The sequence below is a fragment of the Vibrio sp. A1-1 genome (assembly GCF_021728175.1).
GTDB lineage: Bacteria > Pseudomonadota > Gammaproteobacteria > Enterobacterales > Vibrionaceae > Vibrio > Vibrio diabolicus.
In genome coordinates, this window is record NZ_JAKKCL010000006.1 from 58711 (window position 1) to 85441 (window position 26731).

General features: G+C 45.4%; 27 protein-coding genes. 16 read left to right on the forward strand and 11 right to left on the reverse strand.

Going from position 1 to position 26731, the window contains the following annotated elements:
- The first annotated feature begins 95 nt into the window (after window positions 1-95).
- The 4 genes from L3V30_RS10850 to L3V30_RS10865 all read left to right on the forward strand — a co-directional run bounded on the left by L3V30_RS10850 (window position 96) and on the right by L3V30_RS10865 (window position 5532).
- Complete coding sequence (locus L3V30_RS10850; protein ID WP_237308904.1) at window positions 96-821, forward strand: ABC transporter ATP-binding protein; 726 nt, start codon at window positions 96-98, stop codon at window positions 819-821.
- On the forward strand, window positions 808-3318 hold the full coding sequence (locus L3V30_RS10855; RefSeq protein WP_237308905.1) for an ABC transporter permease: 2511 nt from the start codon (window positions 808-810) through the stop codon (window positions 3316-3318). The genes L3V30_RS10850 and L3V30_RS10855 overlap by 14 nt, the downstream gene beginning before the upstream one ends.
- Window positions 3318-4454, forward strand: a complete 1137-nt coding sequence (locus tag L3V30_RS10860) for a lipocalin-like domain-containing protein (protein ID WP_237308906.1) — start codon at window positions 3318-3320, stop codon at window positions 4452-4454. Before L3V30_RS10855 ends, L3V30_RS10860 begins: the two co-directional genes overlap by 1 nt.
- A gap of 178 nt (window positions 4455-4632) precedes the next feature.
- Window positions 4633-5532 carry an AraC family transcriptional regulator gene (locus L3V30_RS10865; protein ID WP_237308907.1) on the forward strand — a complete coding sequence of 300 codons (900 nt, stop codon included), beginning with the start codon at window positions 4633-4635 and terminating at the stop codon, window positions 5530-5532.
- Between the two features lie 59 nt (window positions 5533-5591).
- On the opposite strand, the gene L3V30_RS10870 is transcribed toward L3V30_RS10865, so the two are convergent.
- Complete coding sequence (locus tag L3V30_RS10870; RefSeq protein ID WP_005374640.1) at window positions 5592-6014, reverse strand: organic hydroperoxide resistance protein; 423 nt, start codon at window positions 6012-6014, stop codon at window positions 5592-5594.
- Between the two features lie 137 nt (window positions 6015-6151).
- Here L3V30_RS10870 and L3V30_RS10875 point away from each other — a divergent pair, with 137 nt between their 5' ends.
- The 5 genes from L3V30_RS10875 to L3V30_RS10895 all read left to right on the forward strand — a co-directional run bounded on the left by L3V30_RS10875 (window position 6152) and on the right by L3V30_RS10895 (window position 10852).
- A complete protein-coding gene (locus L3V30_RS10875) occupies window positions 6152-6610 on the forward strand; it encodes a MarR family transcriptional regulator (RefSeq protein WP_005395543.1) in 459 nt (152 codons plus the stop codon).
- A gap of 303 nt (window positions 6611-6913) precedes the next feature.
- Window positions 6914-7471, forward strand: a complete 558-nt coding sequence (gene ahpC, locus L3V30_RS10880; RefSeq protein ID WP_005395542.1) for an alkyl hydroperoxide reductase subunit C — start codon at window positions 6914-6916, stop codon at window positions 7469-7471.
- A gap of 157 nt (window positions 7472-7628) precedes the next feature.
- Window positions 7629-9197, forward strand: a complete 1569-nt coding sequence (ahpF, locus tag L3V30_RS10885; RefSeq protein ID WP_025515546.1) for an alkyl hydroperoxide reductase subunit F — start codon at window positions 7629-7631, stop codon at window positions 9195-9197.
- 195 nt (window positions 9198-9392) lie between these two features.
- A complete protein-coding gene (locus tag L3V30_RS10890) occupies window positions 9393-9533 on the forward strand; it encodes a hypothetical protein (RefSeq protein ID WP_180921181.1) in 141 nt (46 codons plus the stop codon).
- A gap of 899 nt (window positions 9534-10432) precedes the next feature.
- Window positions 10433-10852, forward strand: a complete 420-nt coding sequence (locus tag L3V30_RS10895; protein ID WP_025793617.1) for a VOC family protein — start codon at window positions 10433-10435, stop codon at window positions 10850-10852.
- A 76-nt stretch (window positions 10853-10928) separates the two neighbouring features.
- Here L3V30_RS10895 and L3V30_RS10900 read toward each other — a convergent pair whose 3' ends face one another.
- Both L3V30_RS10900 and L3V30_RS10905 read right to left on the reverse strand, forming a co-directional pair.
- Entirely contained in the window at window positions 10929-11468 is a 540-nt protein-coding gene (locus tag L3V30_RS10900; protein WP_237308908.1) for a CAP domain-containing protein, read from the reverse strand.
- 127 nt (window positions 11469-11595) lie between these two features.
- Complete coding sequence (locus L3V30_RS10905; RefSeq protein ID WP_104972110.1) at window positions 11596-12552, reverse strand: LysR family transcriptional regulator; 957 nt, start codon at window positions 12550-12552, stop codon at window positions 11596-11598.
- 126 nt (window positions 12553-12678) lie between these two features.
- Here L3V30_RS10905 and L3V30_RS10910 point away from each other — a divergent pair, with 126 nt between their 5' ends.
- From L3V30_RS10910 to L3V30_RS10920, 3 genes are all read left to right on the forward strand, one after another.
- Complete coding sequence (locus L3V30_RS10910; protein ID WP_046875663.1) at window positions 12679-13365, forward strand: DJ-1/PfpI family protein; 687 nt, start codon at window positions 12679-12681, stop codon at window positions 13363-13365.
- 83 nt (window positions 13366-13448) lie between these two features.
- On the forward strand, window positions 13449-13934 hold the full coding sequence (locus L3V30_RS10915; RefSeq protein WP_237308909.1) for a sigma-70 family RNA polymerase sigma factor: 486 nt from the start codon (window positions 13449-13451) through the stop codon (window positions 13932-13934).
- A 167-nt stretch (window positions 13935-14101) separates the two neighbouring features.
- Window positions 14102-14797 (forward strand): VC0807 family protein, encoded by a 696-nt coding sequence (locus L3V30_RS10920; RefSeq protein WP_046875662.1) that lies wholly within the window; start codon window positions 14102-14104, stop codon window positions 14795-14797.
- Window positions 14798-14869: 72 nt separating this feature from the next.
- Here L3V30_RS10920 and L3V30_RS10925 read toward each other — a convergent pair whose 3' ends face one another.
- Together L3V30_RS10925 and L3V30_RS10930 are read right to left on the reverse strand one after the other, a co-directional pair.
- Window positions 14870-15862, reverse strand: a complete 993-nt coding sequence (locus L3V30_RS10925; RefSeq protein ID WP_237308910.1) for a zinc-dependent alcohol dehydrogenase family protein — start codon at window positions 15860-15862, stop codon at window positions 14870-14872.
- An 88-nt stretch (window positions 15863-15950) separates the two neighbouring features.
- A complete protein-coding gene (locus L3V30_RS10930) occupies window positions 15951-16766 on the reverse strand; it encodes a helix-turn-helix transcriptional regulator (RefSeq protein WP_237308975.1) in 816 nt (271 codons plus the stop codon).
- Between the two features lie 111 nt (window positions 16767-16877).
- Here L3V30_RS10930 and L3V30_RS10935 point away from each other — a divergent pair, with 111 nt between their 5' ends.
- A complete protein-coding gene (locus L3V30_RS10935; RefSeq protein WP_237308911.1) occupies window positions 16878-17570 on the forward strand; it encodes an MOSC domain-containing protein in 693 nt (230 codons plus the stop codon).
- Window positions 17571-17618: 48 nt separating this feature from the next.
- On the opposite strand, the gene L3V30_RS10940 is transcribed toward L3V30_RS10935, so the two are convergent.
- From L3V30_RS10940 to L3V30_RS10955, 4 genes are all read right to left on the reverse strand, one after another.
- Window positions 17619-18119 (reverse strand): cupin domain-containing protein, encoded by a 501-nt coding sequence (locus L3V30_RS10940; protein WP_237308912.1) that lies wholly within the window; start codon window positions 18117-18119, stop codon window positions 17619-17621.
- Between the two features lie 43 nt (window positions 18120-18162).
- The gene (locus L3V30_RS10945; RefSeq protein ID WP_237308913.1) at window positions 18163-18879 is read right to left on the reverse strand and encodes a carboxymuconolactone decarboxylase family protein; all 717 of its coding nucleotides are present in this window, start codon (window positions 18877-18879) and stop codon (window positions 18163-18165) included.
- A gap of 106 nt (window positions 18880-18985) precedes the next feature.
- The gene (locus tag L3V30_RS10950) at window positions 18986-19339 is read right to left on the reverse strand and encodes a cyclophilin-like fold protein (protein WP_225461427.1); all 354 of its coding nucleotides are present in this window, start codon (window positions 19337-19339) and stop codon (window positions 18986-18988) included.
- Between the two features lie 150 nt (window positions 19340-19489).
- The gene (locus tag L3V30_RS10955; RefSeq protein WP_086015559.1) at window positions 19490-19939 is read right to left on the reverse strand and encodes a cupin domain-containing protein; all 450 of its coding nucleotides are present in this window, start codon (window positions 19937-19939) and stop codon (window positions 19490-19492) included.
- A gap of 435 nt (window positions 19940-20374) precedes the next feature.
- On the opposite strand from L3V30_RS10955, the gene L3V30_RS10960 reads away from it, so the two are divergent.
- Entirely contained in the window at window positions 20375-21298 is a 924-nt protein-coding gene (locus L3V30_RS10960; RefSeq protein WP_237308914.1) for an AraC family transcriptional regulator, read from the forward strand.
- 130 nt (window positions 21299-21428) lie between these two features.
- On the opposite strand, the gene L3V30_RS10965 is transcribed toward L3V30_RS10960, so the two are convergent.
- Window positions 21429-22430: an arginine deiminase-related protein gene (locus tag L3V30_RS10965; protein WP_237308915.1), complete on the reverse strand. Its 1002-nt coding sequence runs from the start codon at window positions 22428-22430 to the stop codon at window positions 21429-21431.
- 402 nt (window positions 22431-22832) lie between these two features.
- On the opposite strand from L3V30_RS10965, the gene L3V30_RS10970 reads away from it, so the two are divergent.
- A complete protein-coding gene (locus tag L3V30_RS10970) occupies window positions 22833-24683 on the forward strand; it encodes an ABC transporter ATP-binding protein (RefSeq protein ID WP_005392176.1) in 1851 nt (616 codons plus the stop codon).
- Window positions 24684-25274: 591 nt separating this feature from the next.
- On the forward strand, window positions 25275-25982 hold the full coding sequence (locus L3V30_RS10975; RefSeq protein ID WP_005392172.1) for a hypothetical protein: 708 nt from the start codon (window positions 25275-25277) through the stop codon (window positions 25980-25982).
- Between the two features lie 124 nt (window positions 25983-26106).
- On the opposite strand, the gene L3V30_RS10980 is transcribed toward L3V30_RS10975, so the two are convergent.
- Window positions 26107-26583 (reverse strand): Lrp/AsnC ligand binding domain-containing protein, encoded by a 477-nt coding sequence (locus L3V30_RS10980; protein WP_006740877.1) that lies wholly within the window; start codon window positions 26581-26583, stop codon window positions 26107-26109.
- Window positions 26584-26731: the final 148 nt, after the last annotated feature.

Genomic DNA, 26731 nt, shown 5'->3' on the forward strand with positions numbered 1-26731 from the left:
CTGTTTTTATCTGATTGTTGGCTAAAGTTTTTATAGAACTTACTTAAACAGCCATTGCCACAAGCAACGATACCTTTTGAATACAGGGAGAGGAAATGGAAAGCCCACTTGTCACACTCAAACACGCCAGCAAAAGCTTTGTCGATGGTAAAGAGAGCCATCGTGTACTGGAAGGCGTCGACTTCACGTTGAGCACAGGAGCGAGTGTTGCGCTGACGGGCGCAAGTGGTAGCGGTAAAAGTACCTTACTCAATATCATCGCTGGCTTTGAGCCACTTTCCGAAGGTGAGTTGTGGTTAGATGGCGATAACACGGTGGCTTGGAAAGACCCACAATGGAGCCGATTTCGCCATCAAAAACTCGGGGTTATTTTTCAGCAATTCAACCTCTTAACACCTCTTAACGTAAAGAAAAACATCGCCTTTCCTCTCAATTTGAATCAAAAGAAATGGAATAACTGGTGCGATTATCTGGTCGAAACGTTAGGCATCAGCCAGCTTCTCGACAGGCATGTTTCTGCTCTTTCAGGCGGTCAACAACAACGCGTCGCGATTGCCCGTGCACTTGCCCACAAACCCAAACTTCTGCTTGCCGATGAACCCACAGGCAACCTTGACCAAAAAGCGGGCTTAGAAGTGATGAAACTGTTGAATGAAATCACCACCCAAGGCAATACCGCTGTGCTCTTGGTGACCCACAGCCCTGAATGTGCTGAGTTCATGCAAACCCAGTTACGTTTAAAGGATGGGCGTTTGGAAAATAATCAGTTGCATGGCGGTCATCACCAAAACAAACATGAGCTTCGCCATGAAGCAAGCTAAGCTATCAAACACCAGATTTACTCATACTCGACTCGCCCTGAATCTGTTTGCGGCGCACTATCGGCAGGCACCACTGCAAGCCGCCGCAATTCTGATAGGTATCGTGCTGGCTGTGACCTTGTTTGTTGCAGTGCAAGCCATCAACCTCAATGCCAAGCGCAGTTATGCTGAGTCTACCGAGCAGCTTAGCGCACAAGCTCAGAACTTAATTATTCCACCAGCAGGGCAAAACTATCTGCCCGAATCGCTCTACTTCACCCTTAGACAAAATGGGCTCAGTGCAACACTACCTGTAATTGAAGGGCGAGTGAGAGACGAACAAGGTCGTCGTTGGTCAGTGCAAGGTAGCGAGTTAATTGCCGCCATCTCTTCACGTTCGCGCTATTCATCAGAAAACCAACCGAACGTGTCTTTGTTCGACAGTGCTTTACCTTTACCTGAGCTTTTGGCTGGGAAGCCGATCGTGATGATGAGCCAATCTCAGCATCAAAACTTAGGAGAGGTAGAAACCCTAACTCTGGACGACATCCCAACCCAAGTGGTGGTGCTACCTGACGAATGGCAGTTAGGTAGCCGAATGTTGATGGACATTGGCTTTGCCCAGCAACTGCTCAATAAACAAGGACAGCTCAGTTACATTGCGGTTTTCCATTCGGGTGATAAAGGGAATAAAGACACGCAAGCAAAATGGCAAAGCATCATTGGTAAGCAAGGACAATGGATTTCCAATAATCAAAGTGCAGACCTTGGCTCGCTGACCGACAGCTTTCACCTCAATCTCACGGCTATGAGCTTACTTGCCTTTTTAGTCGGGCTGTTCATTGCCTACAACGGCGTAAAGTACAGCTTGCTTAAACGCAATCGGCTATTAGTGCAGATTCAACAGGCGGGTGTCGCGCCGAGCATTGTGTTCTCTGCGCTGTTAGTTGAACTCACTATTCTCGTTACCATCGGCGCTTCCCTCGGTTTTGTATTGGGCATGCAGCTTAGCCACTGGTTACATCCGACCGTGGCACTGACTCTAGAACAACTTTATGGCGCGACACTTCTGCCCGGAACTTGGCAGTGGCAATGGTGGGCGCAAGCCCTGCTGCTCACGCTAGCCGCAACCCTGTTGGCGTGTTGGCAGCACTTTAAACAACGAGTGCGCCAACCGCTCTCTTCTCATGGCGGATTTTATCAAGCACCTGAAGCTTCTAACGAAAATCAATTGTTCGGGATGGGTATTGCGTTGACGACTCTCGCGCTTGCAGGTTTGTGGCTGAGTGAGCATCATCGCTTTACCATGGCGTGGCTCGGCGTGCTTGTGGTGTCGATTCCTTTGTATCTACCCAAAACACTCAGCGTCTTAGCAAATTGGTGTGAAAAGCGCACCAGTTCTGGTTTGATGCAGTATCTGTTTGCAGAGCTGCGTGAGCTGATTTCTCCGCTTTCTCTCGCCATGATGGCACTGCTACTCGCCGTTACTGCCAATATGGGGATGAATACCTTATTGGGCAGCTTCGAATCCACCCTAAAACAGTGGCTAGAACAGAGGCTACATGCCGATATTTACGTCAGCCCTGCGCAAGGGGAAATCGCAGATGTGGAGCGCGCGTTAGGGCAGTTCGACAAGGTTGAGACAGTCTACAAGCAATACTACGTCGACGATAACCTGCAAGGTTTACCGATTTTGCTTGGCACCAAAGACAAAGATACCTTAGAACAAACCATGGTGTTCAAATCGCATTTGGAGAACTTCTGGCAGCGTTTTTACCAAGGTGAGTTAGTCGCCATCAGTGAACCAACCGCGATCAAACTGGGTTTATCACTGGGTAGCGAACTTAAGCTTGATGCCATTCCAAATAAGAACCTGCTTGTGGGTGCGATATTCCACGATTACGGCTCACCCAATGGTGAAGTGTTATTAGCACCAAAGTTATGGAAAGAGAGCGGATTTACCGACCTGCCGACAAGCCTTGGCATAAAAGTCTCGGGGGACCCACAAATCGTCTACGAGCAACTGCGCGATCAATTGAATCTGCATCCAAGTCAGCTCTACGATCAGGCGCAAATCAAATCCATCGCGTTGGATATTTTCTCGCAGACCTTCGCCATTACGCGCGCACTCAACGGCGTGACTTTGATGGTCGCCGTGATTGGTTTGTTCAGTGCTTGCTTCATGTTGCTTGACGCGCGCAAAGCCGCCATTGCAAGACTGTATGCACTTGGCGTCAGCCGTCGTAAATTAATGACCATGGTGGTCGGACAGATCGTCGCTTTGGTCAGTTTTACTCTGGTTATCGCCTTACCTCTAGGAGCTATGGTGGGTTATGTGCTGACAGATATCGTCACCTTGCGCGCTTTTGGTTGGAGCTTAAATTATCTGTGGAATTGGAGTGATGCCCTCAGCATTGCGGCAATCACCATCTTGGTGGCGGTGATTGCAACCTTGATTCCGCTGTGGCGATTGGTCAGTAAGCCTGTCGTGTCCAGTTTGCAAAGCGAGGTGTTGTGATGGTTCGATTAGCAAGCAAACTTACTCTACTCATAAGCAGCTTATTCCTATTCGGTTGTGAAGATGCCCAACAAAAAAATATGGGCACGCAAAATATGGGCACGTTGCTGGGCAGTGGAGATACGCAAAGTGAGAGCAACCCATTCACACCCGTGGAAAAAGGGGTTGAACTCACCTTCCCAGCAGACCATCAAGCGCACCCGAATTTTCGTCATGAATGGTGGTACTTAACCGCTAACTTAATTGATGAAGACAGCAACCCACTTGGCGTCCAATGGACACAATTTCGCTTTGCTGCTGCACCGCCGCCACCACCGCCAAGGGGCGAAGATGACGTGAAGAAAACCGAATGGCAAACTCAGCAAATCTACATGGCGCATAGCGCGGTTACAACGCAAGACAAACATTATGCTGATGAAAAATGGTCACGCAATCAAGCCTCTCTAGCTGGCGTCGACACCTCACCATTTCGGGTTTATCTCGATGATTGGCAGTGGACTTCTTCAACCACCGATCTCTTCCCTGCCACATTGAATGCAAACTCCGAACAATTTGGCTATTCGCTGACGCTTACCAGCAGCGCACCTTATCAAAAGCAAGGCGAACAAGGTTACAGCACCAAAAGTGCCGATGGCCGTGTGGCTTCCTATTACTACAGCCAACCGTTTATTGATGTCTCCGGTGAAGTCACGATCGATGGCAAAACCCATCAAGTATCCGGCAAAGGCTGGATAGATCGAGAGTGGAGCTCGCAATTCTTACTCGACTCACAACAAGGCTGGGACTGGTTTGCTCTAAGGTTGAGTGACGACACCAGTTTGGTGGTGTTCCAATTGCGGGATTCCAAAACCGGAGCAGCCAGTTACTCCAACGCAAGACTGATGCAGCAAGATGGTTCTGGCATCGCTATCCCACAAAAAGACATTCAGTTAAAGGCAACCAAGCAAACAGAAATCCAAGGGCGAAAGTATCCAACCCAGTGGCAAGTGTCGATTCCTAACCAGCAAATCGATCTTACGGTTTCGGCACTCAACCCGAACGCGAAAATGCCGCTTTCGGTGCCTTATTGGGAAGGCCCAGTGCGTATTGATGGCTCTCATTCAGGGACAGGTTATATGGAGCTGACGGGATATTAAGCGCTCTTAACGGATTTCAATTACCGTTGAGAAGCCATCTTAAGAACCATCTCCTACCCGCAACAGAATGCATCATAATCAGAAATAAATGACTACGACGCATTTATTCGATACTAGCCTTGAATCCTTGCTTCGTTGCGGTACGCTTTGAGCAAATCAAACAAGGGTGGCCCCTCTCATGCGTGTCGATTATCACCAACGACTCGTTCCTGTTATTCGCTATCTGGAACAGCACTTTAACGATCCTCTCAATTTGCTCGAAGTGGCAGCGCTAGCAAACCTCTCTCCCTATCACTTTCACCGTACCTTCAAGGCGGTACAAGGCGAAACATTAGCCGACTTCATCCGACGTTTACGGCTAGAGGCGGCAGCAGACGACCTTTTCAAATCAAAGCAACCAGTGCTGAACATCGCGTTAGAGTACGGTTTTTCTAGTTCGCAAAGCCTAGCTAAGGCGTTTAAGCAGCATTATGGCGTAACACCAACCGCCTTTCGCGACTGTAAAAACTACCAGCAATTTTCTGAACTCGCGCGAAACAGCAAGATTGGACACGCACTGCGCAAGAATGGAAACGAACGAGCCCTAAGCGATTCATATACTGACTCTGAACTCACAACATGGAGCAACAATATGGAAACGCAAAACTTTGATAAAGCAAAACTGGCTTACATTCGCGTAAACGGCCCTTATGGCCAAGGTTATGAAGAACCATCAGGTCGCTTGTATCAATGGGCAGAAATGAAAGGTTTGGCGGGCAATACCTGTATCTTCATTTATCACGATAACCCAGAAATCACGCCAGACGAGAAGTGTCGTACTGATATCTGTCTAATGGTGCCAGAAGATACCGAAGTACCAAAAGGCATTGAGCTGCAAGACTTCCCCGGCGGTCAATATGCGGTGATGCGCCAGCAAATTACCGAATTCAGCCAATACCCTAAAGCATGGGATGATTTGATGAGCAAAGTGGTTGAATCTGGTATTGAAAACGACTGTCGACCTTGCTTCGAACTTTATCATAGCTACGATCCACAAACGCACCATGCAGACGTCAGCTTCTGCACTGCCATCAAATAATCGAAAAAAGCCTGCACGTTCGCAGGCTTTCCTTCTATTAGAAATAATGTCTAAATCGATTAGATCGCTTCGCCGTTTACTGTAACAGCAACATCAATATTGCCACGAACGGCGTTTGAGTATGGGCAAACTTGGTGTGCAATGCGCGTTAGCTCTAATGCTTGTTCTTGTGGCATATCTAGCTCTACCGCTAAGCTCACTGTTAATGCAAAGCCGCCGTTATCGTTCGGACCAATGCCCACTTCCGCTGTTACGGGTGCACTTTTCAGGTTTACTTTACCTTCACGTGCTACGTGCAGAATCGCGTTAGAAAAACATGCTGAATAACCCGCTGCGAAAAGCTGCTCAGGGTTAGTTGCTGCACCTGTGCCGCCCATTTCCTTCGGGTATGACAGCTCTAGATCGAGAAGACCGTCATCTGTTTTTACTTGACCATTACGACCAGCCAAAGCAGTAGCTTGAGTTTTGTATAGAGTAGTCATGCGATTGTCCTTCTTAATTTAAGTTGTGCGCAATTTAATTGCTTACAATCTTATATCGAAGTAAAGATCGTTTGCAACTATATTGTGCACAATTTATTTTGTTACTCTCTTTCTCTGTAAGCAGGTAGGCAACGCCAATGAGCCAGTGTTACACCGACAACACCATGACCAACGACGATAAACTCTTACTCGAAAACCAAGTTTGCTTCCCGCTCTATAGTGCAGCAAATGCGGTGATCCGAGCTTACCGCCCTTTGCTGGACGAACTTGATCTGACTTATTCGCAATACTTAGTGATGATGGTGTTGTGGGAGAAAGACGGTGCCAGTGTTAAAGAACTGGGCTCGCAACTGCATTTGGATTCAGGCACGCTCACGCCGCTGCTTAAACGATTAGAAACAAAAGGCTATGTAGAACGTGGTCGCAGTGACACCGATGAGCGCGTACGCGTACTCAACCTTACAGAGCAAGGTCGTGACCTCAAAGAGCAAGCCAAGTCAGTGCCAAACGCCATGATGTGTAAAATCACGTTAGAGCTGGATGAAATGATCATGCTGAAGAAGTTGTGCGGCAAGGTGCTCGACAATCTGAACTAAAAAATAAAAGCATCAGCTTCCCCACTTCTTATTAGAAAGAGCCTGCCGAGATGCAGGTTCTTTCGATCTTAGCCAGACGATATCTTAAAGGTCATCATCAGTATTCTCTATTACCACTTGGCCTTCCTCTTCAATAAAACCTATCAAAGCAAACTCACTTATATCGGGCTTCCCTATTAAGAAAGATAGGAAATGACTATCAATAGGATAGTTACAAGCAATTTTCCTTAAACACAATCCAATGCGAATATACTTTCCGAAAGCAAGAACTGCTCACCCTAAAACATTCTGAGGAAAGTAAAAATGATTAATACAAAGATCAAACCATTTGCAGCTACAGCATACAAAAACGGCGAATTCGTTGAAGTAACAGAACAAGACGTTCTAGGCAAATGGGCTGTATTCTTCTTCTACCCAGCAGACTTCACATTCGTATGTCCGACAGAACTAGGTGACCTAGCAGACCACTACGAAGAGCTACAAAAACGCGGCGTTGAAGTGTACTCAGTATCAACAGACACACACTTCACTCACAAAGCTTGGCACGATAGCTCAGAAACAATCGGCAAGATCCAGTACTACATGCTTGGCGACCAAACAGGCAACATCACAAACAACTTCGGTGTGATGCGTGAAGGTCAAGGTCTTGCAGACCGTGCAACGTTCCTAATCGACCCAGAAGGTACTATCCAAGCAATGGAAATCACTGCTGAAGGTATCGGTCGTGACGCAGAAGACCTACTACGCAAAGTGAAAGCAGCTCAGTACGTAGCAGCGCACCCAGGCGAAGTTTGCCCAGCAAAATGGAAAGAAGGCGAAGAGACGCTAGCTCCTTCTCTAGACCTAGTAGGCAAAATCTAAGCCACTGAATTTAAGCTCAATTTGACATGCTAATTGACGCTTAACTTAGAGAGCATTCCAGGTTAGATACCTTGACGACCTTCTGCCTGGTTTGCTCTCTCCCTACTGATTTTATCCAGAGTAACCACTCTTTTGTTTATTTAAGGTAACAACAACTATGTTAGACCAAGCGATCCAACAACAACTCAAACAATATCTGGCTAATGTAAAAGAAGACGTTCGTCTAGTGGTTAGTCTAGATGAAAGCAAAGCATCGAATGACATTCTGTCTCTGGCGAACCAAATCGCAGAGATGAGCGACTTTATCACCGTTGAACGTGACGACAACGCAAGCGCACGTAAACCAGTGATGACGGTGACCAACCCAGTAAAAGGCACAGCACTTCGCTTTGCTGGCCTACCAATGGGTCACGAATTTACCTCTCTGGTATTGGCATTGCTGCACTCTGGTGGTCACCCAATCAAACTAGAGCCGGAAGTGATTGAACAAATCGCAGCGCTAGATAAAGAATTGGATGTTGAAGTGTTCATTTCACTGTCGTGCCAAAACTGTCCAGACGTTGTTCAAGCGTTCAACATGATGGCGGCGATCAACCCGAAAGTGAAAGCAACCATGATCGACGGTGCACTCTTCCAAGATGAAGTAAAACAACGTGACATCATGGCAGTACCAAGCGTATTCGTGAACGGTGAGCTATTCGGCCAAGGTCGTATGTCTCTGACTGAAATCCTAAACAAAGTGGATGACGGCGCGAGCGAGAAAGCAGCCAAAGCACTGAGCGAAAAAGACCCATACGACGTGCTAGTTGTCGGCGGTGGCCCTGGTGGTAGTGCAGCAGCACTATACGCAGCGCGTAAAGGTATTCGCACTGGCGTTGTCGCTAAACGCTTCGGTGGTCAGGTGATGGACACCATGGCAATCGAGAACTTTATCTCGGTAAAACGTACTGAAGGTCCAAAACTGGCTACTGACCTAGCCGAGCACCTAAAAGAATATGACGTAGACGTCGTGACTGAGCAACAAGCGCAAAAACTGATGGGCGCAGCACACACAGAAGATGGCTTGATTCACATCCAACTTGAAAGCGGCGCAACGCTGAAGAGTAAGAGTGTCATCCTAAGCCCTGGTGCACGCTGGCGTGAAATGAACGTTCCGGGTGAGCAAGAGTACCGCAACAAAGGCGTCGCGTACTGCCCACACTGTGACGGCCCGCTATTCAAAGGCAAGAAAACTGCGGTTATCGGTGGTGGTAACTCAGGCATCGAAGCGGCTATCGACCTTGCTGGTATTGTTGAGCACGTAACCGTTCTTGAATTTGCAGACGTACTTCGCGCAGACCAAGTGCTTATCGACAAAGCGAACTCACTACCAAACATCGACATCATCACGATGGCGCAAACCACAGAAGTAGTGGGTGACGGTACTCGTGTAACAAGCTTGAAGTACAAAGATCGTAACACAGATGAAATCAAAGAGATTGAACTGTCAGGTATCTTTGTTCAAATCGGTCTAGTACCGAACACAGAATGGCTAAAAGATTCAGAAGTAGCCCTATCTGAGCGCGGCGAAATTGAAGTTGGTAGCCGTGGTGAAACCAGCCTAGAAGGTGTCTTCGCAGCGGGTGACGCTACGACGGTTCCTTACAAACAGATCATCATTGCGATGGGTGAAGGTGCAAAAGCAAGCTTAGGCGCATTTGACTACCTAATCCGTAAGCAAGGTTAATCTCCAATTTCTTGAGCACAAAGCGCACGGTGCGGTGTTTTCTTCCACGGAAAACCAATCGGGGCACCGTGACAGCGATGAGTAACAAGAAATAAAAGCAAAAAACCTAGAAGCCCAAAGACTTTGCCAGCAGGTACTAACTGCTGGCTTTTTTGGTTTTTGGGAGGACGAATTTATTTAAACAAAAAGGAGCTAATGGCAATCAAAACAACTAAGCATGCCGTGTCCAACTCCTTCTCTCACGAGCACATTGATGAGAAAGATGACGTCCAGAAAAATCAAGGTAATCCGCAATCAGATGCATCAAAGTTATTAAAACCCCACACCCAGCTCTAAATAGAGTCATAACGTAATTCGGATCAGTTTGAAGGATTATAGGAATACGGGAGTATACAAACCAGATGACAAAATGGTCAAAAGTACAAACGTAAGATATCGCTTTAGGAAAAAAGCTTTTTTCAACTGCACATTTCTTAGGGATTGTACAAAGTATCTTTTGAATGGTTTTGGAAACAAACACCTAAACCGCCGACACATTTTGTAAAATCCAAACTTAATGTGAGTAAACTTATTCAATACTTTCAATTGCTCGTACCAAGTAAAATTAGCTAAACAATACATTGGGTTGTAAAGGACAAAATCCAAGTAAGTCAGATGGTTTAAGCAGAAAAGAACACTCTACCCCTTGATAACAACATCCAAATGCTTGGCAAACCATGTCGAGAAAAGGGGGAGTTGGAGAGGGGGCAAGCACCTAACCCAACATTAAACCTCAAGCACCCCACCTAACCTTCGCTTGTATCAAACTCTAAAGATCTCAGCACACCGGGCTCAAAGGGGAGGGACTGGTTCTGCAATCGTGGACAGTTAACTCCACACCGCCAGCATCACAAAGCACTGAGAATAGATTCTGAATACTCGCTTAGGCTCCTTCAGAATGACGCTGTTCGTTAAGCGCTCTCTTCACGTCATTCCCGCGAACCTAGGTGAGACTGGGAATCTACTCACCACAAACTCGATCGAAAATGATTAGCACGAACAAACAAAAGATGAAAGAGGGTTGCAAGCCCCTAACCCAACTCGAAGATTCAAAGTACCACCCCACCGAATCCCTCCCTGTATCAAGATCCAAAGATATCAACCCTAAAAAATTTTAAAAAAGCCCTTTACCTCAACTTAACTTGAGGTTTTAGCATGTTCATCGTTGGCTAGAAAATGACAAAAAGGAGCACATCATGATCCAACTAGAACATATTAATTTAGTCGTGAAAAACATCCCTGAAATGCTGAAGTTTTATCAAACTGCATTTCCACATTGGTACGTGCGTGATGAGGGGAAAGGCGAATGGAGTGGTAAGCCAAGAAACTGGCTACATTTTGGCGACGAGTATCAATACATTGCCATGAGTGACCACGGTGAAGGAGAGAACCGCGAGTTGGGCGGCCACCAAGTAGGGCTAGCGCATTTTGCTTATGTGACCAACAACGTCGATGCCATCATAAAAAGACTGACCGATGCCGGTTATCCGATTGCCCAACCTGGGGCTGATGAGCCATATCGCAAGAATGTGTATTTTGTTGACCCTGCAGGTTTTGAGATCGAATTTGTTGAATACCTGACGGATGATCCAAAACTTCGTAACCTGACAAGCTAAAAGAGACGTAAATAATAAAACGCCAGCAGATGGTGACTACTGGCGTTTAGTTTATCTATCAGGTTTCTTTATCGCATTAGCGCTGTTTGGCAAAAATCTGGGTCCAGTAATACCCGTAGCTTGCCGAGTGATTTTCGACAAGCGACGCGCCCATCTGATCGAAATCTGCACTCATGATATTGAGGCAGTGACCTTCGCTCGATAACCAAGCATTAACGACGGCGTTAATGGAACTTTGCCCTACGGCGACATTCTCACCAATGGCGCTCCAAGCATAGCCCGTTGCGTTGACTCGATCTGACATATTGCTGCCGTCAGAGCCTGTATGACTCATGAAATCGCTGTTCGCCATGTCGCTTGAATGTCGATAAGCGGCGCTTTCCAAATCGTAGCTCCAAGTCAGGGCCCCAACAGGTGGCATGGTGGTTGCGCCACACTGTTGTGTAGTAGAGCGAGCGCTGTTGACCGCTTCGAGCATCTGCTCGGCAAATGTGCCTTGTGACGATGTGGAACCTGTGTTTTGAGAGCCGTTTTCTACAGGTGCTGACGACTCCCCATCGCCGCCACATGCGCTGAGAAGTAGGGCCAAAGCAGGCACTAAGATCTTAGTTGGCATTGTCTTTCCTTTATGAGTGACGAAGAGCAAACTGCGCTTGTCGATAATAACGCCCAATAACCTAACAAAAACCCATAAAAGCACCATATGGCTTGGAGTGTTTTAACCAAAGACTCACATGAAGTTTTCAATCTCCTTGGTTCGGTTGGTAAATCGGCAACGTTTCAGCCCACGTATGGAATGGCGTTTCATCCATATCCTGTATCGCTTGGGTGATAAAATCGATGAACACCCTCACTCGAGCAGGCACATATTCCCGGTTGGCATAGAGAAGATACACGCCATTTCCTGCTTGGCGCATACTCGGAAATATCGGCACTAAACGCCCCGCTTTGAGCCAATCTCTCGCGATAAAGTGAGGAATCTGAGTTAACCCTAAGCCTTCTGCGCAAAGCTCTGCCATGGATTCGCCGTCGTTTACAATAAAATTTCTCTCGGGGTTATACTCACTTGCACCGTCTGGTTCTGGCATCCGAATCGGCAACAGTTTCCCCGTTTGTTTAAAACGAAAACGAACCCAAGAATGGTCATTGAATACATCCGGGCCACTCGGAACACCATGCCGCGCTAAATAATCCTGACTGCCACAAATAATAAAATCGATAGGACTCAGCTGGCGCACAATCAACTGGCTGTCCTGAACGACACCAGATCTAATCGACACATCAATCCCTTGTTCAATAATATCAACGTAGGCGTCATCGTAATGAATATCGATCGTGATACTGGGGTAGCGGCGACAAAACTCTTTTAATAAAGGGCGAATGTAAAGGCGACCATAGGAGACCGGCACATTAATCTTAAGCAGTCCTGAAAGCGCATCATTGTGGCTTTTCAATGAATCCTCACACGCCGTCAGTTCGTCCAGTACAAACCTAGCGGTATTTGCGTATCGACGACCGGCTTCTGTCAGACGGATCTGTCGCGTAGAACGCTGGAACAGCTGTATTCCCAAGTCGCTTTCAAGACGATGGATGGCCTTACTCACTGTAGAAGGGTCTGTGCCATACGCTTTGGCGGCCGCAGCAAAACTGCCACCTTCTAAAGTGGCAATAAAAAATCGTAGGGACCGTATCTTATCCATAAAACTCGTGCATTCCATTCGTGAACTTTATTCACTTTAGTAAAGACAAAGTGGCTCTTCAATCACCAATCAGCCCAAATATAATGAATCTCAATAACTTGATGCTCTGTTAGCGAGGAAAAAACAATGGGTAAAAATGGATTAAAGAATGCACTACAACTATTGATAGCGACCTTAGTTCTATTCTTTGGGATGCTTCAAACGGCACATGCGGCGGATAAACGCATTGGCATTCTGGTTTATGACGGCGTATTGACCTCTGATGTTACTGCGCCGTTAGAGGTCTTTGGTGTCGCAAGTCGGCTGACTTGGTTTAGTGATTATGAAGTGCTCACTATTTCCGTCTCTGAGCAGAAAACCATCACCACTGAAGAGGGATTAAAAATTGGTGTGGATGCTTGGATTGGCGATCAGCCGGAGCTCGACGTGCTGGTTTTAACATCCAGCTACGACATGGATGCGCTAATCGAAAACAAGGATCTCATTCACTTTATTCAAACCACATCAAAGGCGGCAGATTGGATGGCAAGTAATTGCTCTGGTGCGTATCTATTGGCCGAGGCTGGCCTTTTAAACGGTAAGAAAGCGACGACATGGGCAGGAGGTGAAAACGGATTACAAAAAGACTATCCAGCAGTTGATGTACAGGTCGACCAGAATTTTGTTGTTGATGAGGGTGTCATCACCTCAAACGGCAGCCTAGTTAGCTATCAAGCCGCCCTTAAATTGCTGCATCTCATGACTTCGGAATCTAAAGCTCAAGAAGTCGCAGACGCCCTTCAATACTCACGTTTTTCTACCCAGCCATTTTAAGCGGGCAAGAACAAAACCGCAGGTAACCTTTGAGCTTCAGAGGTTACCTTGCTACTCAGCTCTACACTTCTGATCTTAATGCTATGGAAAAACACAAACGATACGAAGCACTGACGAAGGAGCGATACCAAGATATCTATCGTCTCGCATATTGGCTATGCAAAGATCATCACCTTGCTCAAGATTTGGCGCAAGACACCTTCCTGAAAGCGTGGCGATTCTTTGATAACTTAAATGATCCCAATGCCGCGAAGCCTTGGCTCATCACCATTTTGCGTCGTGAGAATGCTCGGCGCTTTGATAAAAAGCAGTACGATTTTGTCGATATTGATGAGTGTGTAATACAGGCAAAAAACTACCCTGGCAGTGACCACTACATGGCACAAGATTGGCTTCAAAAACAAATGATGATTCTCGAACCCAAATACCGAGAGCCATTGGTCTTAAAACTCGTAGTCGGGTTTAATCATAATGAAATTGCTCAAGTCTTAGAGCTTAATCACAACACCGTGGCGACTCGATTATTCAGAGCACGCAATCAGATCATTGCGCAGAGGGAGCGCGATTAAGACACAAAAAAGTAGTCAATAATGTCAACTAACTGGCTATGCTCCGGTCTATTTCATAAGTCGTTACACAACTCGGCGCTTTAACGCTTTACATCAAGCGCGACTAGATGAACACTTCTCGTCAAAGTACAATAACAGCCGACATAGAGTAGAGTCAGTAAAACATTATGAGTAACACAACGGCGAAAAAGCCGAATCCCCTATTCGAGATTCTTTTTAACGTATTCATCCCTTCCTTTATCTTGATGAAGTTTAGCGGCGATGAACACCTAGGAACAGCAATGGCGCTGGTTGTCGCTTTGCTATTTCCTATCATTTACGGCGGTATGGACCTTGTCCGGAACAAGAAATTTAACTTTATTTCTGCACTTGGCTTTATCAGTGTTTTATTAACTGGCGGCATTGGCTTGTTAGAGCTTGATACACGTTGGCTAGCCTTGAAAGAAGCCCTGATCCCTGGCCTGATCGGTTTAGCGGTTTTGGGCTCAACGTTTACCCGCTACCCACTGATGCAGAAGTTAGTACTGAATGACACGGTATTGAATTTATCGCTGATTAACGAACGCTTGAAAGAGAACGGTCAATCAGAGGCATTTGAACGTTGTCTAATGTCATCAAACTATCTGTTTGCGAGTACTTTTGCGTTCTCATCCGCGATGAACTACTTCCTTGCGACTTGGATCGTGACCAGTCCTTCGGGCACGGCTGCCTTTAATGAAGAGTTGGGTAAGATGACGCTTTACAGCTACCCGATGATTGCAATTCCAAGCATGTTAATGATGTTCGGTATTTTTTATTACATTTGGCGTCAAGTACGTACGATGACATCGCTCGAAACAGAACAAATTTTCCATCTAAAATAGTCCCATCATTACAAATAACCCATCAAAAAGGGAGGATTTTATCCTCCCTTTTCTCAACAGACTCACTGTAATTCATAGCGTCAAAATGATTTTTCCTGACACTGCCGATGAGCGTTGCTCAACCATTTCAATCGCAGTTTGAAAATCCTCTAGTGGCAGCTCAGACGCTACATTTAACTTTATATCGTTGGCAATAAAGTGGTCTAACATTTCAGCGAATACCGCTTTTCTCCCGCCTTTACCTACCGACTCTTCCCAATATCGCAAAAAGAAGGTGCTAAAGTCGATGTTGTTGGTCTTCATCGATTCAAAAAACGCCGGCGTATAAGGCGCCAACGACAACGTTCCGTAGTTGATGTATTGACCGTTTTCTTTCAAGGTACGAATGAGATACGTGCCAGCCTCACCACCTATCGCATCCAAAGCGGCCGTTGGTTGTGGCAGTTTGCGCGTTTGCAGTTGCACGTGTAAGTCTTGCTTCGCGTCCAACACTGGAATCGTATCGTATGGATACTCGTCTGGCTTTGAAGTCACAGCAATCAGTGTAAAACCCAGTGAATGAGCAAGCTGGGCAAATATCTTACCGATCGCTGACCCTGCCGCATTGATGATCACCACATCACTTTTGTTCAACTTAGCCACTTTCGTGGTGATAACCCACGCGGTTAGCGCATTGATGTACAACTGGCAGGCATAGCCGTTATCCAAACTTTCAGGTAGCGGAAAAAGATTCTCAGGCGAAGCATCTATGCAGTATTGCCAAGTACCACTCATCGCCACCAACACTTTTTGCCCAACTTGAAGGCCAGTTTGACCAACAGCACTGACGTCCACCACACGCCCAACCGCTTCAAATCCCGGCACGCGAGGTGGTACGTGAACGCGGCGGTATTGCCCAACACCATAAATGGAAAGCAAGTCACTTGGGTTAATGTTTGTAGCTTCGAGCCTCACCCGAATCTTGCCCTGAACAAGCGGTTTGAGGGGCTCTTTTTCCAACGACAGCGACGTTTTGGGCTGACCAAAACAGAATTGGTTCACTCGAGTATTTATCGTTGGTGCCATTGTTATTCATACCATGTAATTGAAATTAAAAAGGGACGTTTCGCGACTTCTTCTCAAAAGCATTAAGTGAAGTCGAAGCTCTGTATTTCTACCTGCGCGATGCGCCGTTCACTCTAAACTGTTGTGGCGTCATATCAAAATAGGCTTTAAATGCTTTGATGTAGGATGAGTCGTTTTGATAACCCACTAGGTCTGCAATGGCTTGGATTGGCAACGATTCATCTAACAAAGAAAGCGAGTAAATTAGCCGAATTTGTTGCCGCCAAAGCAGAAATGACGTGTTGAATTCCTTGGCGAACAACCGTGATAAAGTGCGCTCAGACGCCCCAATTTTCTCCCCCCACTCTTTTAGCGAACAGCTCAACGCGGGCTCGTCGGTCAACTGTTCGAAAATCAGTTTTAGTCGTCTGTCTTGTGGCAGCAATAACTGAAATGTCTGCACGTTGCTTTTCAAAATTTGATCATGCAACACCACCAGCAAATGCAGCACTTCTTCGTGGCTTGTCTCACCTTCACACTGTCTGCGGATCTCTTGTAAAAGCTCATTTAAAAACGGCGTTAAAGCAATGGTTCTCACTTGTGGCTCGTACGTTGCGCCAAACTCAGGGTTGAGGTAAATGCCAACAAATATCGTGTTGCTTAGAGCAATCGACTCGTGTTGAACACCCGCAGGAACAAATAACGCAGAAGTGTGCGGAACCAAATGCTGATAATGCTCCGTTTGCGTTTGCAATAACCCTTTGATAGGAAAGATGATTTGATGCCAAGTGTGTTGATGCAGCGCATCAATGTAACCTTTTGGCATGTCGATGGTTTTCACCAAAACAGGGGAATGGGGATTCGCAGCCATCATCTCATTGGAGGTGACGACGCCTGACTTCGAATCAATTTGGCGAGTTAGCATTGTTAGTTGTCTTTTCATCCCTATTCCGACACAAGTTCACTAGGCTATCATGCTCCGCATCGCGAATGAAGGTTAACACTTTATCTCTCATTCAAATAATAAGGAGGTTACATGAAGAAAATCGGCGTCGTAAAAGCTGTGCTAGCAGGGAAAACCGTCCCTTATGCTCATGGAGCGCAAAGCGCAATCAACAAACAAGTGCTGCCTGAGCGCCAGCACGCTACAGAGCTTGGTTTTACCAGTGATGAGCAAGGCGATCCGCGCTTTCATGGTGGAATTCAAAAAGCGCTTCATATTTACCCAAGCGAGCACTACCCAATCTGGCAACAAGAATTAGGCGAAAGAACTATTTTCCAATCCGCTGGCGGCTTTGGCGAAAACATCAGCTCCGAGGGCGTCACCGAATCCACGATTTGCTTGAAAGATAAAATCCGTATCGGCTCAACACTACTTGAAGTGTCGCAAGGTCGCATGCCTTGTTGGAAACTTAACGTACGCTTTGACCAACACGACATGGCGAGAAGACTGCAAGATACGCTTCTAACAGGCTGGTATTTCCGAGTGCTGGAAGAAGGCGATATCGGTGCAGGTGACGAGATTATTCTGTGCGAAAGACCTTATCCAGAATGGCCACTGGCTCGCATCATGGGCGCGGTTTTCACTGGCTGCCTGGATAAAATAGAGCTAAGCCAACTGGCAGAACTTCCATTGGTTGAATCTTGGGGCAAGTTGGTCGAGCGCCGCCTAGAAACTGGCGAAGTTGAGGATTGGGAAATGCGCTTGGTTGGCCCAACAAGACAATAAAAAACGCAGAGTAAAAGCTCTGCGCTCGCTATAAAAACGTGGCCTTTGTTATTGCTGTCCTGCTGCATACTGACCATCGGTAACTTGCTCTTTCCAGATAACGTTTTCACCGTCTTTTGACGCCGTAACCACTAGGTGAGTCATTGGCACATTTGGTGTTGCACCGTGCCAATGGTCGATACCAGGAGGACACCAAACACTATCACCAGCAGCAAATCGAATTACATGCCCATCACGCGTTCCTGTAAGTGCGGTACCAGAAGTGACGATCATGTGTTGTCCTGCTGGGTGAGTATGCCAAGCGGTTCGAGCTCCTGCATCAAAAGTGACATAGGCGGCGCTGTAGTTTGCAACTTCGTTTTCAGGAAACAACATCTCGACGTTAACTTTCCCGGTAAATAGGTTTTCAGGTCCTTGAAACGATTTCTGATCAGCAGAGCGATAAACTTGCTGCGAAGATGAGTTACCATCGGCTGCTTGAGCGATTGGAAGCATAAATCCCGTCGACAACAGCACAGACCAAATAAACAATGATGATTTATTTTTCATAAAACGAATTCCTTTCTAATTGATATGATTGGCCAAATAATATTTATTTTTCCAAAACTGTTTTTAGGACCGATTGAGCATTGTTAGACACACGTTCACCACAGCACTCATTTAATACAACAATAAATTCCTCTAACTCTTTAAGAGAAACATTGTTATTCATACTGATATTATAGTGAGCTGCTAATTGGCTATTAACACCGTTCATATTTGCTAATGCTGCAATCGTAGCAATTTCACGCTCTTTCCAAGTGAGCACATCGCGTTCAAAAATATCACCAAACAAATGTGCTTTTAGGTATTCATCAATTTGCGGAGAAAAATCGAATAGCGCGCCTTTTACTTCTGCACCAACAAGTTGTGTTTGGTTTTCAGCGCCAAATTCTAAGCTGGTTTTATCGTTAGGTAACGCGCTTGATTCTCGCCCTAAGGTATCAGTAATACCTTGGCTTTTACGTTCCTCCAACACCGTCATAAATGTTGCTAGTCCATTCAAACTGCGCGGAAATCCAGCATACGCGTACAACTGAACCAGCACTTCTTTTGTCTCGTTGACCGTTAGGCCTGCGTCTAACCCATCATTAAGGCTTTGTGTTAGTTTTTCTATTTCACCACTCGCAGTAAAAGCAGAAATAGGAATAATAGCTCGCTCTTTGTCACTGAATATTTCTGATGCTGAAGCGATATTCGTTGTGCATAGCGTTGTCATAGTGAGCACCAATATTAATATTGATTTAACAGATTTTTTTAATGCTTTCATATCAAAATTCCATTATGTAACGGTGTTCTAATCCATAGAAGTTCTAGAAATATATTTATTAGCGTTCTGATTTCTACATTAATAATTCACATTGTTAACTAGGTCATTAATTTACTTTTTCGATCGTGACACGGTTTGTTTCTTTCGAAATAAAGCAATGAATACCATCATCGATTTGACCTAATTTAATTAGCCCAGACGCGTAACCAAAGTCCTTATAAAAGATAACTAAATTTCCCCAAGGGGCGTAATAAGAGATGTCACCCGTTTTTGATTGAGTTCCAGAAGGTGCGCCTTCGCGAGTTAACTTATTCGGTAAGTAAGCAATTTTCTCTGTATTTGCGTAGTCTTGTAGATCTAATGTTAGAGGCAATTGACGAACAAAATCGTCTGTACTCGCACTGCTCTTCAATGTACCTAAAACACTGCAATCATCGAAAATAAAACGAATTTTCACCATATTTTCCTCCAATCCAGCGCTATTAACTTCTGCGTTTACAATGCAGGGGAACATCCAGGCACTACTCACCAAAACGCATCTCACCCACTGATTGAAACGGTACGCTTGTCTCATCGAGATTCCCTTTTCTCACTGAAAACTTAGCTCGGGCTACTTTAGTTGCATGTACTCTTGATCAGAGACTGGTTCGCACCATTCATTACTTGCGCCTTCAGCCGGTATTTCTATTGCAACATGTGAGAACCAACTGTCTTTAGCTGCGCCATGCCAATGCTTAGTACCTGGCGCGATATGCACGACATCGCCAACATTCAACTCTTGTGCTGGTTGGCCAAATTCTTGATACCAACCTCGCCCTCCTGTCGCTAACAGAATCTGCCCACCTTCATGATGAATATGCCAAAAATTGCGACACCCTGGTTCAAACGTTACGTTCGCCACGATAAGACCAGGCTGATTGAGCAACGCCAGATAACTCGTACCGGTAAAGTAATCCGCATACGCTTCATTCTTTTCACCAAACTCGAAAATGCCTCGACCTTGAAATACACCGGCTTGCAGTACGTCAGGGATTTGAGTATTGCTTTTGTTATTCATCATGACTCCAAATAGTGTTCTTGAGTGCTTACAACTCACCAAACCATAGGTTCACTGTATTGCGCTTTGATAGATGACCGTTAGCCTATTCTTTGCTAATACTTGCCCAATATTCCAAACCAATACAAAAGACAACCATACTTGAGACGGTTAGAAAAACGGACCAAAAACCCAGCAAAAAAATAATAGCTTGATTTTTAAAGAATAAAGTTCATGAGAGACAATTACCTCGCTCGACAATCAAGCAGAAAGATCGATCTCCGATCGCTTAACCTCGAAATAGACACTTGCCCAATATTCTTTACTTAAAGAAATGAACTGTTATAACTATGCTTAATGAAGTCGCTTAATTGACTCCGAAGAGGCGTTAACTACAAAGGCAGAAATCGCATGCCGTTAACACCGAACCTGAGGCCAACCAGAGGAGAGCACTGACCTATGCAAGAGCTACCGTCAAACACTTCGTCAACCCTGGCCAGTGCAATAGAAAAGCTTGCCAAGCACATTGAGAAATGGGCAAATGGCGCGAACCAATATGACACAGAAATTCCAGGATTAAGGTTCAGTCGTTGGGCAACTCCAACACCACCGACAAGCTACACCCACAACCCAAGTATTTGCTTAATTGCTCAAGGGAGAAAGCGCGTGTTGTTGGGTGAAGATAGCTTTGTTTACGATGCGAACCACTTTTTAATCTCCTCTGTCGACTTGCCGATTATCGCCAATATCATTGAAGCCAGTGAAGATAAACCTTATTTAGGGGTGATTATGGAGCTGGATCTGACTGAAATATCTCAACTTATTGTCGATAGTGAGCTGACGTTTAATCAAAGCAAAGAAGCACAAAAAGGCATAGCGGTTGGAGAGTTGTCGGAGCCATTACTTGACGCCTTTCTGCGTTTAATAGAGCTGCTGGATGAAGGACAAAGCATCAAAATTTTAGCGCCGATTATTAAACGAGAGATTTTTTATCGACTGTTAATCACCGAACAGGGCGCTCGTCTTAATCAAATCGTGACTGCAGGAAGTCACAGCCATCAAATCGCGAAGGCCATTGATTGGTTGAAGAATAATTTCGTAAAGCCGTTAAGTGTCAGTGAGTTAGCCGCATACAGTGGCATGAGTAAATCGGCATTTTATACCCACTTTCGTTCTATGACATCTATGACGCCACTGCAATTTCAAAAGAAATTAAGACTCAGCGAAGCTCGGCGTTTAATGCTGACAGAAAACCTCGATGCCATGGCGACTACGTTTAAAGTGGGTTACGAAAGCCCTTCTCAATTTAGCCGTGAATACAGCCGTTTATTTGGTGCGCCACCATCCAAAGACATCAAGTCTTTGCGCGAGAGTATGGGTTAAGCTCGGAATATCCTAGGAAGAAGCTAGAAAGTGAAACCGTCAACCTCGTACTGCCTCGAGGCTAACGGTTTTATTATTTGGGATAGAATGAACGTCACCTGCATTTGCAAGCAAAACTGCGCAATATTGTTTATAACACCGCTTGTCGACTAGGCAAAAATACCTCACCCAACATACAGCGAACCGAGCCACCACCAATAGATTCTATGGTAGAAACATCGAATGGCAGCAATTTACCGTGCGTCGCAAGTTGATTTCTTTGTGCAGGAGAGAAAGCATCGTATGCCGATTGCGACATCGCAATGACTTTGTCTCCATTGATGGTTTCCAACTGAAGAATGTTGCCGCAGAACTGGTTCATTTGCTCAATCGAAATAGAGATCACTTGCTTATCTTTGGCGAGTGATTTCATCACAAAACGACGCTCAAATTCTGGGATCACTTCGTCACAAATCACGCAGAACTGCTCACCCACAGCCATCATCACGTTGGTATGGTAAATAGGCGCACCAGACGGCAAACGGGTTTGGAAAGAGATCACTCGTTCATAGCCAATACGATCGGCGTAATCTTCTAAAACCAGACGATCACAACGTTGTGAAAGTGCGGCATAGACCGTTTTATTTAAGTGGTCAAAGACCATCACACCCGTGCTTTCTAAATACGCTTGCTCATCAAAATATTCAGTTAGGCTGCTACGTCGATGAACTTCTCGCCCAGCTTGCGCTAGTGCCGCCACAAGCGCATCGGGACGCACTTCTTTTTGACGGTTTTCACAGGCCATTGGAAAGGTGTACAACGTGCCATCTGGCGTAGTGCTAAACCAGTTGTTTGGAAATACCGCATCTGGCGTCGCAACATCAGAAGCTGGATAATCAAACTCAACAACTTGAACGCCCTCTTGACGCAGCGTAGCTACCATACTCGCGAACTCGGCCATCACTCTACGCGAGACTTCTTCTTGGCTGAGTGACACTTTATGTTGGAACTCATTATCTTGTGCGGTTTCTTCATTAAAACGAAACTCTTTCGGTGGCACCATCACTACGCAGTTTGCGGTTTGGCGCTGAGCACTTTGCGTGCTTTCTTCTTTCCCATTAGCAAATTGGGTCACTGATTCGTGTAATAGCATCCAATACATTCCTTATCACTAGAATGAGGAGATTGTAAATTTATTGTTAACTTCAGTTTTGCTGTTTTCACAATTAATTTAATTATCTAGAAGTAATTTTCACTGCACTTAGCTTATTCCTCCCGAATTTTTATTGTCACTATGCAGGTTTAAGGTTTTATGGCATCGCGATAAACATGCGAAGAATTCATCATAAGAATCAGAACCATAGACAACTACACCCATAACCAACTAGTTACATTTAAAACACAATCGGTTAGACTATTTTTTCGCCCCTCTCGTCAATCCGTCTGCTTTCTCGAGAGCAGCCAAAAACTCTTATACACGCGGCTTCGTCCAAAGCAACGTGAATCGATGGATTTAGCCACCCCAAATGGCACTGTTTTAACTTTAGGATGAGTTATGTTTAAACGATTTGAAGGCTTTACAGAGCCGTTCCCCAAATCCACACCGGATCAGCCTCCTTCAGGGATGCTCGCTTTTTTACGTTATTACACCCGCGGCTACGAAAAGCCTTTGATCATCATGTCTTTGATGGCCACGATTGTTGCTGTCGTTGAAGTTATGTTGTTTGGCGCGATGGGACAATTGGTTGATTGGTTGTCCACCAGCAATCCAGAAACGTTCTTGCAAGACAATAAAGCAGATTTAATTTTCTACGGAACCTTATTGTTGGTTGTCATGCCCATTTTGGTGATCGTGTATTCGTTGCTCGTTCACCAAACATTATTGGGCAACTATCCAATGTCTATCCGCTGGCTTGCACACCGGTATTTGCTCAATCAAAGCTTAAACTTCTATCAAGATGATTTTGCAGGCCGAGTTGCAACTAAAGTCATGCAAACCTCATTAGCTGTGCGCGAAACCGTCATGAAAGCTATGGATGTGTTTGTTTATGTTACGGTTTACTTCACCAGCATGATCATTATGTTAGCGACGGCAGACTGGCGTTTGATGATCCCAATGATTGTCTGGCTGCTCGCTTACATCGCTATCCAAATCTATTTTGTCCCTAAGCTCAAAGACGTCGCTTCAGCGCAGGCCGATGCACGTTCGACAATGACAGGACGCATCGTCGACAGCTATACCAATATTCAAACCGTCAAACTGTTTTCTCATAGCCAGCGCGAAACCCAATATGCTGAGCAAGGCATGAAGGGGTTTTTGAATACGGTCTATCGTCAAATGCGCCTAGTAACCGGCTTTGACGTTGCTGTAGAGATCTCAAACTATATTTTGGTCTTTTCCGTTGCTGCTTTATCGATTTACCTGTGGTTGGATAGTGCCATCAGCGTTGGCGCGATTGCGATTGCTGTTAGCCTTGCATTACGCGTAAATGGTATGTCGATGTGGATCATGTGGGAAGTTGGCGCCCTCTTTGAAAATATGGGAACCGTAGTCGATGGAATGAAAACGCTCTCTAAGCCAATTGATATTAAAGATAAACCAGGCGCAAAAGACTTAGTAGTCACTGAAGGTGGCATTCACTTTGATAACGTCAGCTTCCATTACGGTGAGAACAAAGGCGTGATTAGCCACCTCGATCTCAACATCAAACCAGGAGAGAAAGTCGGCTTGGTTGGGCGCTCCGGCGCCGGAAAATCAACTCTGGTGAACTTGTTACTTCGTTTCCACGATGTCGAAGACGGCAGCATTAAGATCGATGGACAGAACATCTCAGAAGTCACACAAGACTCTTTGCGTTCAAAGATCGGTATGGTGACCCAAGATACTTCTCTGCTGCACCGCTCGATTCGCGACAATATTTTGTATGGCAACCCAGATGCGACAGAAGAAGATTTGTTGAAAGCCACCAAGCAAGCGCATGCCCATGAGTTTATCGAAACACTGACCGACCCATTTGGCAACGTCGGATACGATGCGCAAGTTGGTGAACGTGGTGTGAAACTGTCTGGCGGCCAGCGTCAGCGTATCGCGATTTCTCGTGTGCTACTCAAAGATGCACCATTGCTGGTACTGGATGAAGCGACATCGGCTCTGGATTCAGAAGTCGAAGCAGCCATCCAGGAAAGCTTGAATGAGTTAATGCAAGGCAAAACCGTTATTGCGATTGCGCACCGATTGTCGACCATCGCACAAATGGATCGCCTCATCGTGCTAGATAAAGGCAGTATTGTTGAACAAGGTTCCCACCAAGAACTCATCGCGAACAACGGTATTTATGCCCAGCTTTGGGCGCATCAAACTGGCGGATTTATCGCTGAAGAGTTAGAAAATCAACACGTTTCTTAATTAGCGAGAAACCCAATAAAAACGGCGCATGAAGCGCCGTTTTTCATTTTTATTGATAAACCTATACTCATATAGCCATTATAGTTTCTCATATATGAAACACCATCCATGATAAAGCTCACATTTTTTCTGCTAATATACCGCCTCGTTGCGTATCCATTGCAATGAACACAATACAGAGTTTTGAGCCGTCTTCATTTGTCATTTCACTTTTTGAGAAACAGCTATACTCAATAGATGGCTTAGTTATTAGATTAACAATAAGGTAATTAGCTTATGTGTAAATGTGGTTCAATGCAGATCGTACAACTCAAACCAAGTTGGGCTGACAAGCTATTCGGCTACTCAGAAAGATGGAAATGCCAACTTTGTTGTAAGATCTACCGCATCTAAAATTAAAAATAGAATCTTAGTTTTTCTAAGAAAAAGCAGTGGCCCGACAGTAATTGTCGGGTTTTGTTTTTCTGTACATCCATTTTTATCCCTTCGCAACACGGTCACTCATCACGGCAAAACCTAGCATCTCAATGTGACTTAGGTATAGAATCAGGCCCACTTATTTATTCCGATATTCACATATAACTGGTCACTATGAACAAAAGTTTGCTAACGAATGTCCTCGCTATCGCTTTGATGGCTGGAGGTCATCAATTACAAAACGACTACCTTTGGTATGCGGGGCTGTTTGCGTTCTCAGGCGCCATCACTAACTGGCTTGCCATCCACATGCTGTTTGAAAAAGTGCCTGGATTATACGGTTCTGGCGTGATCCCCGCGCGCTTTGAAGAGTTTAAACTGGCCATCAAAAACTTGATGATGGAGCAGTTCTTTACCGAAGCGAACATCGATCGATTCTTGAACAAAGAAATGGCGGGCGGTGTAAACATCGATCTTCAACCTGTGATTGAGAAAGTGGATTTAAATCCAGCATTTGATTCTTTGGTAGAAGTGATCGAAGGCTCTCAATTTGGCGGCATGCTAGCGATGTTTGGCGGCGCGGAGGCATTACAACCTATGCGGCAGCCTTTCGTCGAAAAGATGCAAGAATCCATTATTGAGTTGAGCAAGAGCGATAACATCAAAGAAGCACTGAAAGAGCAGTTCGAATCTCCTGCTATGATGGATGAGATAAAGCAAAACATTGAAGGCATCATTGATCAGCGCTTGAGCGAGTTAACACCCGCACTGGTCAAAGAAATGGTGCAAAAAATGATTAAAGAACACCTTGGCTGGCTAGTCGTTTGGGGCGGTGTTTTTGGCGGTTTAATTGGTGTTATCAGCACCTTTATCGGCGCATAGTCGCTCACCGATTTATCAAAAAGGAGCTTCGGCTCCTTTTTTGATCTTGAAAAAGTAATACGCCAAGTCACGTTAAATAATATGCTCAACGCATAAGTGCTGCAGTCATAGACATCAGCCTCGCCTAACCAAGGAGCTCCGGGTTCACGCCAAATCCTGTTTTATGTTCTTCAATTACCACTTCACTGCGAGTCTGGATTACGCCCGGAAGCGTGCCTAACTTACTCGACATAAACTCCTGATACGCTTTCATACTCTTAACACGAACCTTTATCATGGTATCGAAGTCCCCAGAGAGCGAATAACACTCTTCAATTTCCGGCATCAATTCGACGGCTTTCGCAAACTTTTCAAAAATGGAAAAACTGGTTTGGTCTAAGCGAATATGGATGAATACTTGCACATCCAACCCTAATTTTTCCGCATTCAGCTCCGCATGGTAGCCATTGATATACCCCTCTTTTTCTAGCCGCTTCACGCGGTCAGAACATGGCGAGGTCGTTAAGTTGATCTGCTTTGCGAGTTCAACAACTGGAATTCTGCCTCTTGAATGAAGCACTCTCAAAATGTGTAAATCAATCCGGTCCAATTGGTAACTCATTAACCACATCCTTGTAACCACTCAGGAAGCATCACATTAATCGTTGCTTAAACAATTGCAAACCATCAAATGCACAGCATGTGAAATTCAGCAGAGAATAATTAGAAAATAACTAAGGAAGGAAAGGGCTGCGATTACTGCCGCTCTC

Bases quoted from the DNA above. Each gene is read 5' to 3' on its own strand.
- L3V30_RS10965 (WP_237308915.1), bottom strand. From the start codon at position 22,430: ATGCTATTACACGAATCAGTGACCCAATTTGCTAATGGGAAAGAAGAA.
- L3V30_RS10890 (WP_180921181.1), top strand. From the start codon at position 9,393: ATGGCAATCAAAACAACTAAGCATGCCGTGTCCAACTCCTTCTCTCAC.
- L3V30_RS10860 (WP_237308906.1), top strand. From the start codon at position 3,318: ATGGTTCGATTAGCAAGCAAACTTACTCTACTCATAAGCAGCTTATTC.
- L3V30_RS10975 (WP_005392172.1), top strand. From the start codon at position 25,275: ATGAACAAAAGTTTGCTAACGAATGTCCTCGCTATCGCTTTGATGGCT.
- L3V30_RS10850 (WP_237308904.1), top strand. From the start codon at position 96: ATGGAAAGCCCACTTGTCACACTCAAACACGCCAGCAAAAGCTTTGTC.
- ahpC (WP_005395542.1), top strand. From the start codon at position 6,914: ATGATTAATACAAAGATCAAACCATTTGCAGCTACAGCATACAAAAAC.
- L3V30_RS10970 (WP_005392176.1), top strand. From the start codon at position 22,833: ATGTTTAAACGATTTGAAGGCTTTACAGAGCCGTTCCCCAAATCCACA.
- L3V30_RS10870 (WP_005374640.1), bottom strand. From the start codon at position 6,014: ATGACTACTCTATACAAAACTCAAGCTACTGCTTTGGCTGGTCGTAAT.
- L3V30_RS10905 (WP_104972110.1), bottom strand. From the start codon at position 12,552: ATGGATAAGATACGGTCCCTACGATTTTTTATTGCCACTTTAGAAGGT.
- L3V30_RS10920 (WP_046875662.1), top strand. From the start codon at position 14,102: ATGAGTAACACAACGGCGAAAAAGCCGAATCCCCTATTCGAGATTCTT.
- L3V30_RS10915 (WP_237308909.1), top strand. From the start codon at position 13,449: ATGGAAAAACACAAACGATACGAAGCACTGACGAAGGAGCGATACCAA.
- ahpF (WP_025515546.1), top strand. From the start codon at position 7,629: ATGTTAGACCAAGCGATCCAACAACAACTCAAACAATATCTGGCTAAT.
- L3V30_RS10940 (WP_237308912.1), bottom strand. From the start codon at position 18,119: ATGAAAAATAAATCATCATTGTTTATTTGGTCTGTGCTGTTGTCGACG.
- L3V30_RS10910 (WP_046875663.1), top strand. From the start codon at position 12,679: ATGGGTAAAAATGGATTAAAGAATGCACTACAACTATTGATAGCGACC.
- L3V30_RS10855 (WP_237308905.1), top strand. From the start codon at position 808: ATGAAGCAAGCTAAGCTATCAAACACCAGATTTACTCATACTCGACTC.
- L3V30_RS10955 (WP_086015559.1), bottom strand. From the start codon at position 19,939: ATGATGAATAACAAAAGCAATACTCAAATCCCTGACGTACTGCAAGCC.
- L3V30_RS10895 (WP_025793617.1), top strand. From the start codon at position 10,433: ATGATCCAACTAGAACATATTAATTTAGTCGTGAAAAACATCCCTGAA.
- L3V30_RS10950 (WP_225461427.1), bottom strand. From the start codon at position 19,339: ATGGTGAAAATTCGTTTTATTTTCGATGATTGCAGTGTTTTAGGTACA.
- L3V30_RS10875 (WP_005395543.1), top strand. From the start codon at position 6,152: ATGAGCCAGTGTTACACCGACAACACCATGACCAACGACGATAAACTC.
- L3V30_RS10925 (WP_237308910.1), bottom strand. From the start codon at position 15,862: ATGGCACCAACGATAAATACTCGAGTGAACCAATTCTGTTTTGGTCAG.
- L3V30_RS10935 (WP_237308911.1), top strand. From the start codon at position 16,878: ATGAAGAAAATCGGCGTCGTAAAAGCTGTGCTAGCAGGGAAAACCGTC.
- L3V30_RS10900 (WP_237308908.1), bottom strand. From the start codon at position 11,468: ATGCCAACTAAGATCTTAGTGCCTGCTTTGGCCCTACTTCTCAGCGCA.
- L3V30_RS10980 (WP_006740877.1), bottom strand. From the start codon at position 26,583: ATGAGTTACCAATTGGACCGGATTGATTTACACATTTTGAGAGTGCTT.
- L3V30_RS10960 (WP_237308914.1), top strand. From the start codon at position 20,375: ATGCAAGAGCTACCGTCAAACACTTCGTCAACCCTGGCCAGTGCAATA.
- L3V30_RS10865 (WP_237308907.1), top strand. From the start codon at position 4,633: ATGCGTGTCGATTATCACCAACGACTCGTTCCTGTTATTCGCTATCTG.
- L3V30_RS10945 (WP_237308913.1), bottom strand. From the start codon at position 18,879: ATGAAAGCATTAAAAAAATCTGTTAAATCAATATTAATATTGGTGCTC.
- L3V30_RS10930 (WP_237308975.1), bottom strand. From the start codon at position 16,766: ATGCTAACTCGCCAAATTGATTCGAAGTCAGGCGTCGTCACCTCCAAT.